Source organism: Lactiplantibacillus sp. 30.2.29 (assembly GCF_018991255.1).
GTDB classification, from domain to species: Bacteria; Bacillota; Bacilli; order Lactobacillales; family Lactobacillaceae; genus Lactiplantibacillus; species Lactiplantibacillus pentosus.
Window position 1 is genome coordinate 109611 of sequence record NZ_JAGYGU010000010.1, and the last position, 11869, is coordinate 121479.

General features: G+C 47.1%; 8 protein-coding genes and 1 other annotated feature. Of the genes, 3 read left to right on the forward strand and 5 right to left on the reverse strand.

Annotated features, from left to right (window positions below; all coding sequences use genetic code 11):
- Positions 1-15 precede the first annotated feature (15 nt).
- Positions 16-858 carry an NAD(P)H-hydrate dehydratase gene (locus tag KGF65_RS07300; RefSeq protein ID WP_088769737.1) on the forward strand — a complete coding sequence of 281 codons (843 nt, stop codon included), beginning with the start codon at positions 16-18 and terminating at the stop codon, positions 856-858.
- Between the two features lie 247 nt (positions 859-1105).
- Here the strand turns inward: KGF65_RS07300 and KGF65_RS07305 are convergent, their stop codons facing one another.
- The 3 genes from KGF65_RS07305 to leuS form a co-directional block, all read right to left on the reverse strand.
- Positions 1106-1846, reverse strand: coding sequence for a pseudouridine synthase (locus KGF65_RS07305; protein WP_003638377.1), 741 nt, complete (start codon positions 1844-1846; stop codon positions 1106-1108).
- Between the two features lie 7 nt (positions 1847-1853).
- A complete protein-coding gene (locus KGF65_RS07310) occupies positions 1854-3524 on the reverse strand; it encodes a polysaccharide biosynthesis protein (protein ID WP_050340227.1) in 1671 nt (556 codons plus the stop codon).
- Between the two features lie 1406 nt (positions 3525-4930).
- Positions 4931-7357 carry a leucine--tRNA ligase gene (leuS, locus tag KGF65_RS07315; protein WP_105923589.1) on the reverse strand — a complete coding sequence of 809 codons (2427 nt, stop codon included), beginning with the start codon at positions 7355-7357 and terminating at the stop codon, positions 4931-4933.
- 122 nt (positions 7358-7479) lie between these two features.
- Positions 7480-7690 (reverse strand) — a binding site (T-box leader).
- 146 nt (positions 7691-7836) lie between these two features.
- Between leuS and KGF65_RS07320 the strand changes: the two genes are divergently transcribed.
- Positions 7837-8487 (forward strand): phosphatase PAP2 family protein, encoded by a 651-nt coding sequence (locus tag KGF65_RS07320; RefSeq protein WP_105923590.1) that lies wholly within the window; start codon positions 7837-7839, stop codon positions 8485-8487.
- A gap of 69 nt (positions 8488-8556) precedes the next feature.
- Positions 8557-9084 carry a class I SAM-dependent methyltransferase gene (locus KGF65_RS07325; protein ID WP_216748259.1) on the forward strand — a complete coding sequence of 176 codons (528 nt, stop codon included), beginning with the start codon at positions 8557-8559 and terminating at the stop codon, positions 9082-9084.
- A gap of 153 nt (positions 9085-9237) precedes the next feature.
- Here the strand turns inward: KGF65_RS07325 and KGF65_RS07330 are convergent, their stop codons facing one another.
- Entirely contained in the window at positions 9238-10509 is a 1272-nt protein-coding gene (locus tag KGF65_RS07330) for a hypothetical protein (protein WP_105923591.1), read from the reverse strand.
- A 77-nt stretch (positions 10510-10586) separates the two neighbouring features.
- On the reverse strand, positions 10587-11869 hold a 1283-nt coding region (locus KGF65_RS07335; protein WP_216748260.1), incomplete at its 5' end, for a hypothetical protein.

The window sequence follows — 11869 nt, forward strand, 5'->3', positions numbered from 1 at the left end:
AAAGCTGGCAACCTGATGCAACCCATTACAACTGAAATTGTCAGTCGGACGATCATTAAACGGCCGGCCGATTCTTATAAAGGCACTTATGGCCGCGTCATGTTGATTGGTGGCAACCAGAATTTTGGTGGCGCCATCATCATGGCAGCGACGGCCGCAACTTATAGTGGCGCGGGACTCGTGACCGTCGCCACCGACCCAACTAACTTTACAAGTCTGCACGCCCAACTCCCCGAAGCAATGGTCATGGACTATCATCAAACGGATGCCCTGCTCCAACTATTAGCTGGAATGGACGTGATCGTGATTGGACCGGGACTGGGAACGGATACGGTCGCCGATCAATTACTCAGCACGGTGCTGACGGCGGCGCACGCCCCCCAGCGACTCGTGCTCGACGGTTCGGCGCTAACTTTACTGGCGCAACACTCGCGGGCGCTACCAGCGACTGACATCGTGGTGACGCCTCATCAGATGGAATGGCAACGCTTGAGTGGCATTGCCATCAAGGATCAGACCCCGACCGCCAACCATGACGCCCAACAACGACTCGGCGTGACCGCGGTCGTTAAAGCCCACCGCACAACGGTCTACACCAACGAACGCGTCTGGTTCAATCCGGGTGGCACGCCCGCCATGGCAACGGGAGGGATGGGCGACACCCTCGCCGGTATGATTGGTGGCTTCGTCGGCCAGTTCGACAACTTCACCAATGCTATTTTGAGCGCCGTCTACTTACACAGTGCGATCGCCGACGACCTCGCTGCGACCCGCTACGTCGTCTTACCGCACCAAATCAGCGCCCAAATTCCGCGCTATATGCACCGCTTCAGTCAGGAGACCCCCGCCGAATCCTAGTGCTGACGAGCAACTGGTTGATTTTTTTGCAAATGGGTTCACTGACTACAACGACTCACTCGCAGCCTACTAATCACCTGAACCGGTCGCGTACTGGGCGTCATTTGGGGCTCGCAGGTTGACACACCCTTTAATCGCCGACAGACTAAAAGGCCGTTTCAAGCATACACACTTGAAACGGCCTTTTGTCTCTCATTAAAATATCTGACGAACCGACCGCAGTGTCGTACAGGTCTCTGTACCCGACTTATTCGCCGACTGGTTGATGCGCGTCCGCCTTCAAAGCAGCGACTTCATCGTCCGTCAGCGCGCGATAGTTCCCCGCCAACAAGCCAACCGGCAACGTCAGTGACCCGAATTTGATGCGGCGTAAACCGACGACCCGTTCACCGAGAGTCCCGACCATTCGTTTGACTTGGTGATACTTACCTTCATGAATCTTGATTTCAATCGTGGTAAAGTTCTCAATCTCATGGAACTGAATGATTTCTGCTTGAGCTGGCTGCAATTCAGTGCCATCCTTCAACGTGATACCGTCATTAAATGCAGCCAGTTGGGCCGCTGTAATCTCACCAGTCACTTCAGCCTGATAAACTTTCGTGACGTGGTGATTGGGCGATAAGAGGTCGTGAGACAAAGCCCCATCATTGGTAATCACCAAGATGCCCTCCGTATCCTTGTCCAAGCGTCCGACTGGAAATAAGTCATCGCGGAAATCAGTCGTATTGAAGAGATCCATGACCGTTTTGGCCGAAGCATCCGTCGTCGCCGTAATCACCCCGACCGGCTTGTTCATCACATAATAAAAATATTGTTGATACCGGACCGGCGCGTCGTCTAAAAAGACCGCATCGTTGCCGGGATCAATCTGTTGTTTGCCCGAAATCACAGGTTCGCCATTTGCGGTGATATGACCATCCTTGATCAAGCGCCGCACCTGAGTCCGTGTTCCGATTCGCATTGCATGTAAAAATTTATCTACTCGCATAATTCACCTATTTAATTCTTAGTTTCCGTCGTAAACCGGCCGCCTTGGTCCCAATCATCAAGTCTGCCATCCGTGAGCGCAGCGCCAAATAAACGTAGACTGCCCCACCGGCGATAACAGCCAGTGCAACGATCAAGAACGACTGGGTCTTACTATGTTCATTCAAAATGAAGTTTAGACCGTAAACGACCAGCCGTGCAGTGGCGTATGTCAAAATTGAATAGACCAAAATTCGGTTGATTTTTGGCAATAACTTGACGTACCGAATACCAAAGTTGACTTCCAAATCGTACATTGCCATCAGACTTGCGACCATCATCCCGATTGCAGTCGCCACTAATGGACCGGCCGTCGACAGGAAGTAAATACATGGGAACTGAATAATGATCTTGACCAATAAGCCAATCAGATAGTACCGGATAATGTCCCGATTTCGTGACAAGCCTTGCATCAGCGCTGAAATCACCGTGAAGAACCCGAGGGCAATCGCCGTAAACGCCGAAATCTGTAAAATCAACGTGCCAATCTGGTCGTAACTATAGAACAGCGTGTTCAGTGGTTGCGCCACCGCAGCCATTCCTAACGCCCCTGGAATCATGATAAATAGGAACAGGATAATGGAATCTTCCAGTTGTTTACGAATATTACGCATATTATGACTGGCTAACGATTCAGATAAAATCGGAACGACCGTGACCGCAATCGCGGAGGCCAATGAGACGATAATCATAACCAGTTTATTGGCGTTAAACGCAAAGTAAGCGTACAAGGTATCGATTTGTTTGGTGCCTAAATGGAAAATAAGGCGCATCATTGGCTGGAACGTCGCTTGGTCCAACAAGTTGAAGACCGTCGTCGCCGTATCAATAACGATAAACGGAATCGCTTGAATAATGATGTCGCGGAACAACTGCCAAACAGGAATCACTAGTTGATTCTCACTCTGGGCGGCCAATGCATTCAATTCCGGTCGCTTGCGGAAATAGTACCAACCTAACAGTAAGAAACTCGCTGCCGCACCGACAAAGGCCGCAAACGTGGACTGGGTGACCGCATCGACCCAGTCACCGTGAGCCACGCGCATGATAAAGTAAGTAGCACCCAACATGTAAATGACGCGGAACACTTGCTCCACAAATTGTGAAATCGCAGACGGCGCCATCTGCTGGTACCCCTGGAAAAAACCGCGCGTCAACGACATGGACGGCAAGATGACCAGGGCGATTGCCAGTGCATGTAGAACTGGAATCAAGTTGGCATCGTAGCCCCCGAACGCCGTCGAAATCGCGCCGGCCCCGAACCACAAAATAATCGCACCAACGATCCCAAACGCGGACGTCAACAACAAGCCCCGTTTGAACAACCGCTGCCCAACTGCATACTCGTTCATCGCATTATATTCGGAAAGCTGCTTGGAAATCGCGGACGGAATCCCCCCGATAGCAATCAGTAAGAAAAAACTATAAATATTATACCCTTTGGCATAGAGGGCGTTTCCTTGCGTATAATCCGCGCCCATCCAGATCACCCACGGGATAATGTAAATGGCTCCCAGAACCCGTGAAAAGAGGCTCCCAGCCGTCATCCAAGCTGAGCCCCGGACCATCTTTTGGTGCGCTTCAGCTTCGGAGTTCACGTGTGTTGTCTTGGGCTGATTAGCTTTTGATTCCTCAGACATGTTCGTAACCCACTTTCTTAATTCAATCCTAATCATTTTAGATGAAAAACAAGCAAGTTGCAATTCAATTCCAGCCTTATGCCAGAGTTTAACTGAACTTTAATGATACCGAATAACTTGTTACCACTTACGATTGAAAACTGGTGTCCCTTGAATCATGATTCAAATGTGCCAGTTTAGATTCCTGTTCGTCAGCCGAGGCGCGCCATATTCCGACCTCCGGGGCTGGCTGACAACGCTGGAACAGGGCGGACATCGATTTGAACTCACGCAGAAACCCACTGCGCAATTTCAAATACGAGTCTTCTTCTAGCCCGGGAACCCCACCCGGACAAGAAGAATTTCGCCCTTGAGCATTGTCAGCCAGCCCCTCCGGTCGGGAACCCGCTCGAATGGCGGATGAACGACTACCTATCTGGGTACAATTGACCACTGAATATTAGGAGACCGGCCCTTCAGGAAAACTTTCAATTGGTATTGATGATGCTTTGTGTCATTTGTATACTAAAAAGATTTCCTGAACGTTATTTACTAATTTAAATGGTACCGAGTGTTGAAATTAGTCGATAAAATGCCTTCGCTTACAGTTCAAAACTTTGTTATCTCAGACGACTAGAGAAAATTCTGACGAGTTCAGTGAAAATGCTTGGTTAGAAGCCTTAAAACATGGATATAAATTTAGCACTCGTTAGAACCAGTCTGACAGTTGACTATCAAAATGACTCTGTATCTAAGGACCAACAACTAATCCAACAAAAAATTGGGTCCGCACATGTCTGCCTTTCGAATACCATCCCGGCTGGAAGGTATTCTGGGCAAGGCCAAGTATTTTCAGCCTGTGAGGTTCAGACGGGTTGGGACTGAGGATTAGCGGCGTATTTCCGCTTGGCGTTCTGGCATAGCTAACTGGAAGTCCCTGCCTGACCCGAACATGTTTGGCAATATTGTAGCTAACGTGAAAGACCAGTATTTAAGACGTGGGTTGTCGGCTTAAATCTGTGTCCACCACGTTTTGGCCATTGTCCAGAATGCCTGGAAACCAGTCTAGGACGAACTTATCACGGCAGGTTTACGATAACTCGCACTGTTTCCAGTCATTCTCAGCTGGCGGCCCTTGACCTTAGTAATCGACAGCTCTCAATCATCATCAATACTTAAAAACAAACACATTTTTCTCCGAACGCCACCACATCCAGCATAGTAGCGTCGATACCCATTGACCAACGAATGCACCTCTGGCACACGTAAAAACCGGCGACTTCCAGCCAACGAACCATTGTTCACCGAACAAAGGCGCGGCGAATACCGACTAATGGCACCCGATTCAATCAAAAAAATCGTGGCCCCAACCCCAACGGGTCAGTACCACGATTCATTCAATCTAATTGTAGTGTCAATCAGTCGAACTAGTTAGCAACCACGTTGACTAACTTGCCAGGAATGGCGATGACTTTCCGGACAGTCTTGCCGGCAGTGAATTCCTGAATCTTGTCGTCGGCGAGCGCTAATTTTTCAAGCTCGTCTTTGCCCATATCCTTCGCAACCTTTGCGTGGGAACGGACTTTACCATTAACTTGTAGGACCACTTCGACCGTGTCTTCAACCAACTTAGATTCATCATAAGTTGGCCAAGCCGCGTACGTGATGGTGTCGTCATGGCCTAATAGTGACCATAATTCTTCACACAAGTGTGGCGCGATTGGTGACAGAAGTTTAACGAATCCTTCAATATAAATGATTGGCAAATCGTCTACCTTGTAGGCTTCGTTCACGAAGACCATCATCTGTGAGATGGCGACGTTAAACCGCATTGCCTCGTAGTCTTCGGTGACCTTCTTGACCGTTTCATTGTAAACCTTAGTGAGTTTACCGTCATTGATGGTCGTGACCCGGTCACGGACGCGGTTGTTTTCGTCAATCATTAACCGCCAAACCCGTTCGATCCACTTATTGGCACCGTGTAACCCATCGGTACTCCACGGAATTGAAGCTTCCAACGGTCCCATGAACATTTCGTATAACCGCAGCGTATCGGCACCATATTGGTCAACGATGTCATCTGGATTGACCACGTTACCGCGTGACTTGGACATCTTTTCGTGGTTGTCCCCAAGAATCATCCCTTGGTTGACTAACTTCTGGAATGGCTCCTTGGTTGGGACAACGCCTAAGTCATACAAGAACTTGTGCCAGAAACGGGCATAGAGTAAATGCAAGACGGCATGTTCAGCGCCACCGACATACAAGTCAACTGGTGACCAGTACTTCAGCTTGTCGTAATCGGCTAAGGCTTCACGGTTATGTGGATCAACGTAGCGCAGGAAGTACCATGAACTCCCCGCCCATTGTGGCATCGTATTAGTTTCACGTTTACCCTTCCGACCATTTTCGTCGACCACGTTTACCCAGTCATCGATGTTAGCGAGTGGGCTTTCACCCGTCCCGGATGGTTCCAGGTTCTTCGTTGCTGGTAAACGTAATGGCAATTCATCTTCAGGAACTAAGGTCGTCTCGCCGTCTTCCCAGTGAATAACTGGAATTGGTTCGCCCCAGTAACGTTGCCGTGAGAAGATCCAGTCGCGTAGGCGGTAGTTGACCTTCTTTTCACCGGCATGATGTTCGCCTAACCAGTCGATCATCTTGTCAATGGCAGGTTGCTTAGCGAGGCCATCAACAAAGCCAGAGTTGATATGTTCACCATCACCCGTGTAAGCTTGTTGGTCATAGTCGTTATCACCAGCAATGACTGGTTTGATTGGCAAATCGAACTTCTTGGCGAATTCAAAGTCACGATCATCGTGAGCAGGCACGGCCATGATTGCCCCCGTCCCGTATGAAGCCAGGACGTAATCAGCAATCCAGATTGGCAACTTTTCACCGTTGACTGGATTGATGCCGTAACTACCAGTGAAGACCCCGGTCTTGTCCTTGTTCAAGTCAGTCCGTTCGAGGTCAGACTTGCTAGCGATCTTCTGCTTGTAGGCTTCGATGGCATCCGCTTGTTCGGGCGTCGTCAATTGTTCAACTAAGTCGTGTTCTGGTGCCAAGACCATGTAGCTGGCCCCAAATAACGTGTCTGGGCGCGTTGAGAAGACTTCAATTTTCGTGTCTTCTGGTTGGTCGGCTACTTTGAAACGAATCGAGGCCCCAACGGAACGGCCAATCCAGTTGCGTTGTTGTTCCTTGATGTTTTCTGGCCAGTCGATGTCATCCAAGTCATCGATCAACCGGTCAGCGTAAGCCGTGATTTTGAGACTCCATTGCTTCATTGGGACCCGGTAAACGTCGTAACCACCACGTTCCGTCTTGCCATCAACAACTTCTTCGTTAGAAACGACGGTCCCGCCCATCATGTCAGGCGCCCAGTTGACTAACGTTTCAGATTCATAAGCTAAGCCCTTCTTGTAGAGCTGTTCAAAAATCCACTGCGTCCACTTGTAGTAGCTAGGGTCAGTCGTATTGACTTCGCGGTCCCAGTCATATGAAAAACCTAGTGAGCGAATCTGGCGTTTGAAGTTTTTGATGTTCTTAGCCGTAAAGTCCTTCGGGTTGTGGCCCGTCTTGAGCGCATATTGTTCTGCGGGAAGGCCGAATGCGTCCCACCCCATTGGATGTAAGACGTTGTAGCCTTGCATCCGCTTGAACCGTGACATAATATCCGTCGCGGTATAGCCTTCTGGATGTCCAACGTGTAATCCTTGGCCCGATGGGTATGGGAACATGTCTAAGGCGTAATACTTCTTCTTATCCGTTGTGTCGAGTGTTTTGAAGGTTTTGTTTTCCTTCCAATAATGTTGCCATTTGCGTTCAATGACTTTATGGTTGTATGCCATAATGGTGCCCCTTTCTTGCTGCCTTGTATGTAAAGCTAGCATTGCGACGGTGAGATGAGCTGTCGGTTGAGTATCTGCGAATGCCCGTTAAAAACCAAAAAAATCCTATAAGCCAATTATGCTTATAGGACGAAAACGGGTTCCGCGGTACCACCTATGATTCCACGTTATCGTGGCTTCTTGGGAATCTTAACGCGAAACCACGTCCGTACCTACAAGTGCGTTCAGCCGGATGACTCAAAGGTGAGTTCGTCGCTGGTGAGTCCCCGTTTGCAACCACCACGGAGTTTCTGTAAAACACCACCGATTACTAATCCTTCTCAGAGTCGTAAAGTTATTGTTTTCATAGTAGCAAACCACCGCGCATTTTTCAAGGGGTCGCGACCGACTCAGGCATAAAAATTCTCATCGACTCATCATCAAGTGTGCCACAAAAATGATATAATTATTTCAATAAATTAGTCATTGGAGGATTCATTTTGAAACAACGCGCTTGGCGACATTCCGACTGGGTAATGGCCGTGATCTTTCTCATCTGGTTAGGCTGGACGGCCGCGGTCTGGCAACGGACCACCTGGCTAGTCCAATTCGACACCCACGTCGCCAACTTCTGGCATGCGAGCCCACAGTGGTTTCAACGAATAATGGTCGGCTACACCCAACTCGGCAATCCACACGCGATTACGCTCATCACACTGCTGATTGGGGCGACCATCTGGCTTCGTCATGACCAGCGCGCCACCCTATTTTTCTGGGGAAACACCTGGATCTTGGCTGGTTATGGCAACTACTTGGTCAAACAGGTCATTCAGCGGCCACGCCCAACCGCCTGGCGCCTGCTGGAGATTGGCGGCTACAGCTACCCCAGCGGACACTCCACGACAACTACCGTCTTAATCGGCAGCCTGCTCGTGCTCGCGTTCGATTATTGGCATCGCCAGCCCAAGACAAATCTGCTCGCAGTGCTCGGTTGTGCGGCAATCCTGCTAATGATGATTAGCCGCGTCGTCGTTGGCGTTCACTATCCGAGCGATACAATTGGTGGTCTTTTACTGGGAAGTGTTTTACTATATATAAGTACGCGTTTGAGCGGCCCCTATCGACACGGACCACTCAAGCGACCATCTTAAGCAAACGAATTAATCAAGGGGGTCACTCTCATTCAACTCAGTTCGGCATTAGCTTTCAGCCACGCGCTAATGAATCAAGTCGTCAATCCTGGTGATCACGTGATTGACGCCACGGTCGGTAACGGCCATGATACGGTCTATCTCGCCAAGCTAGTCGGCACGACGGGACACGTGGATGGCTTCGACATTCAGCCCGCTGCCATCGCTGCGACAACCAAAGCATTGACCGCAGCTGGCTTTAATCATCAGGCCACGCTCTGGCAGACCGGCCACGAACACATTGCGGATAAGATTGCCGCGGATGAACCGATTAAATGTGCCGTGTTCAACCTCGGTTACCTACCCGGTGGCGACAAATCGATTATTACGAAACCGACGACCACGTTAACCGCCATCAAAGCGATCCAAGAACGGCTCGTGACCAATGGCCTGATTATTCTATTGGTCTACGCTGGTCACCCCGGTGGCGCCGCTGAAGCTAAGGCGGTCTTAGATTGCGCCACAAGTCTGGACCAGCATCAATTCCAGGTCCTTCAGTACCAATTCGTCAATCAGGTCCACGTCCCACCGTATCTGTTGGCGATTCAAAAACGATAATAACTGAAAAATCAGGATTCACAACTCTTAATTGGTTGTGAATCCTGATTTTTGATTGGGCTGATTTTGTAAAATGAATTGCATGGCAAATTACAAGCAAATTACAAGCAAATTACATGGCAATACCAAGTATCGTTCACTAATCTAACGGTCCTAGTCACTTAATGGATTGCCGTCCGCGTCCAAAGTAAAGTCACCAGTAGACGATAGGCCATTAATCGTCAGTACTTGCTGAAAGTTTGCTTTGTCTGTATCACTAGTGACGTACTTCTCCTGGATATACTGCAAGAACTCGCTAAGGGTTTTAGCTTTAGACTGCATCATTTCTGCATATAATAAGCCAAAATTAATCTGATTACGTTGTGCTGTCGTCACGGATTGACCCTGTAGAATGGATGAACTAATATTATAATTTTCATCTTCACCTGTAGAAGTCTCGTCTAACAAATCATACAAGACCAATTGGACAGTCCGGTTGGTTGATTTGCCGTATAACCGATTAATTCCATTACTGTCATCAGTTTGGATTTCATTATCAAAGGTGCTCAAGTCATAATTTTTGGCGAACATTTCGCCGGCAAACAATGCGACACCTTCTTTGTAGCTTGTCTTGAAGTTGGTATTATACGTATAGTGCGTCGTATAACTGCCACCACCTAATTGTGCCGTTTGCCGCATGTTCCAGTGAGTCCATTCATGCATGACATTATGCATCAGGTATGCATCTGTAAAATGACTTTCTTCAGTACGATCTCCAATTACAATATCGGGGATTCCACTGCCATCGTGTCCATTATTATAATATGCGTTGCCTTGATTCAAATAAAAGTTTCGTTGATAGTAAATGTCAATTGGCTTACTCTGAAAATCATCAATATCAGGCTGGTATGTTTGAGCTGCTGACAATGCTTGATTTACGAAATCAATCGACTGAACATAGTAATTATTTATTCGTGACGCCACATAATTACTGATAAAGGATTCAGAATCACTACTGTTCCCAAAACGTGTGTTAGCCATGTAATTGATCAAATCAGACGCCGGTATTGACTTGGTAAATACAAACTGATATTTACGTCCATCAGAATGGCGCACATACCCACGGTTCGAGTTTCCAAGCGTATAATATATCTTAAGTTTTGTTACATTATTTGGAATGTCCTTTAAAACCTTATCGACAATAGCGCCATTGGCATCCGTCAACCCACTCAGCACAATCTTTGTTGTGTCATCATCAGTATACGAAATATAATATTCACTATCCGGCATAGATACAGCAGTGCTACTATCATTATCGTAAACTTTTAAATTCAAGTTTTGAATTGTTATATCTCGGGTTGTTGAATCCGCTTTTACGTTCAGCGAAAATACAGCGCACATACCAATAAGCATCGCAAAAAGAAGCCACCCTAGACGCTTATGCATCCTTGTCATCCCCTAACTTTAGTACCTCTGAAATTAAACCTCCGCACAAATTTCCCCTTACCCTATTATGCCCAGTTTCATTCAGTCAATAAATTGCCATCTGCGTCTAAAGTGAAGTCACCGGTTGATGATAGGCCATTAAGTGTCAGTACTTGCTGAAAGTTTGATTTGTCTGTATCACTAGTGACGTACTTCTCTTGGATGTACTGCAAAAACTCACTAAGGTTTTTAGCTTTTGATTGCATCATTTGCGCATATAAGACTCCAAAGTTAATTTCAGAAATTTGCTCATTTGTATAATCAGCGGTATTCAACAAGCTTTCACTCACAAAATAGTCCTCATTCTCATTATTGGACGAAACATCAAGTAAATCATATAAAACTTGTTCAACCGTACGAATTATTGACTTACCGTATAACCGATTGACTCCATTATAGTTATCATTTTGAGCTTCTGAATCAACATCAGCAAGACTATATTCATGTGTTAACATGTCAGCCACAAAAGCTGGTCCACCCTCCTTATAACTTGTTGTGGTCTGTTCATTATACGAGTAATGATTTTTATAGCTTCCACTTGGTAGATTAGCCGTCCTAACTAGATTCCAATGTGTCCATTCATGCGCAATTGCATGCTTAATATAGTAATCAGTAAATGTACTTAAACTCGCGTGATCAGAGAGAACAATATCGGCTACGCCACTTCTGTCATGTCCATTTCGATAAAAACCGTTATCGACATCAACGAAACTCCCACGCTCATAGTACAAGTTAATGGGCTGATTTCGAAATTCACTAATGCTTGAATCAGTTGCATGTGCCACCTGAATGTCGTGAGTGGTCTGATTGACTACCTCGTTATAATAATAATTCATTCGTGCTACTAGATAGTGTAGAGTATAGGAGTTTGCCTCACCGCTCGTTGCAAATCGAGCGCTTGTTTTGTAACTAATCACATTGCCTTCAGGAATCGACTTTCCAAAAGTTATCGTATATGGCTTGTCGGTGGATAAATTTTTAATATATCCGCGTGTTTCATTTCCCATCGTATACGTGATTTCTAACTTTGACGCGGTAGTTGGTACTTCCTTCAATTCTACATTAGTAATTAGCCCTTCTGAATCAGTCTCTCCAGACGTCAAGGATTGCTGAAGGCCTTCGGAATCAACATAAGAAATCGAGTATTCACTGTTTGGCATCGAAACTGCAGTACTTGCATCCGTATCATAAACCTTCACATTTAAGCTTTTAATCGTCACATTTCGCGTTGAGTCGGCATGAGACATCAATAAATCAACCGACAAACTGATAAAGGCTGCCACAACCATTAATAAGATTTTCAAATACCTTTTTTTCATAG

Excerpts from the sequence above, each read along its gene's own strand:
- KGF65_RS07300 (WP_088769737.1), top strand. The coding sequence starts at position 16 with ATGCAACCCATTACAACTGAAATTGTCAGTCGGACGATCATTAAACGG.
- KGF65_RS07305 (WP_003638377.1), bottom strand. The coding sequence starts at position 1,846 with ATGCGAGTAGATAAATTTTTACATGCAATGCGAATCGGAACACGGACT.
- KGF65_RS07310 (WP_050340227.1), bottom strand. The coding sequence starts at position 3,524 with ATGTCTGAGGAATCAAAAGCTAATCAGCCCAAGACAACACACGTGAAC.
- leuS (WP_105923589.1), bottom strand. The coding sequence starts at position 7,357 with ATGGCATACAACCATAAAGTCATTGAACGCAAATGGCAACATTATTGG.
- KGF65_RS07325 (WP_216748259.1), top strand. The coding sequence starts at position 8,557 with ATGAATCAAGTCGTCAATCCTGGTGATCACGTGATTGACGCCACGGTC.
- KGF65_RS07330 (WP_105923591.1), bottom strand. The coding sequence starts at position 10,509 with ATGCATAAGCGTCTAGGGTGGCTTCTTTTTGCGATGCTTATTGGTATG.